This is a genomic window from Haloarcula sp. Atlit-120R, assembly GCF_003665885.1.
Classification (GTDB): Archaea; Halobacteriota; Halobacteria; order Halobacteriales; family Haloarculaceae; genus Haloarcula; species Haloarcula taiwanensis.
Genome location: NZ_QPLN01000053.1, coordinates 1 through 535, shown reverse-complemented (window position 1 = coordinate 535; position 535 = coordinate 1). Strand labels below are relative to the sequence as shown.

At 67.3% G+C, this 535-nt stretch carries 1 protein-coding gene; it reads right to left on the bottom strand.

All coding sequences use genetic code 11. From position 1 onward, the window contains the following. Positions 1-43 precede the first annotated feature (43 nt). A partial coding sequence (locus DVK01_RS21180; RefSeq protein ID WP_121538835.1) for an HAD family phosphatase occupies positions 44-535 on the bottom strand: 492 nt, incomplete at its 5' end.

Here is a 535-nt window from a genome sequence, read left to right as displayed (position 1 = left end):
CTACGGGCCGAGATATGATAAGTGTTAGCAGACCACAAATAGACTACTCGTCGGCATCGAGAATCCCGTGGCTCTCGAAGTGCTTTCCGAGTCGGTCCATGGAGGCGACGACGGCGTCGCAGGCCGGGCGGACCGCGTCCTTGGGGACGAAGCCGACCGAGAGGCCGGCCACTTCGAGCATCGGGAGGTCGTTCGCGCCGTCGCCGACCGCGACGGTGCGGTCCATCGGGACGTCGTGTTCGGCGGCGTGGTTCTCAAGCGCCGTGTCCTTCGTGCCCTCGATGAGCGACCCCTCCACGTCGCCGGTGAGTCGGCCGCCCTTCACGGGCAGGCGGTTCGAGACGATGTCGTCGACTTCGACGCCTTCCTTTTCGAGCGCGCGCTCGACGCCGCGTTCGAAGCCGCCGGTGAAGATGGCGACGTGGTGGCCGTAGTCGCGGAGGCGCTGGATGAGGTCGGCCGCGCCGGGGCGGAGTTCGACCTCGCCGTAAGCTTCCTCTGCGAGTTCCTCTTCGAGGCCTTCGAGGCGGCGGGC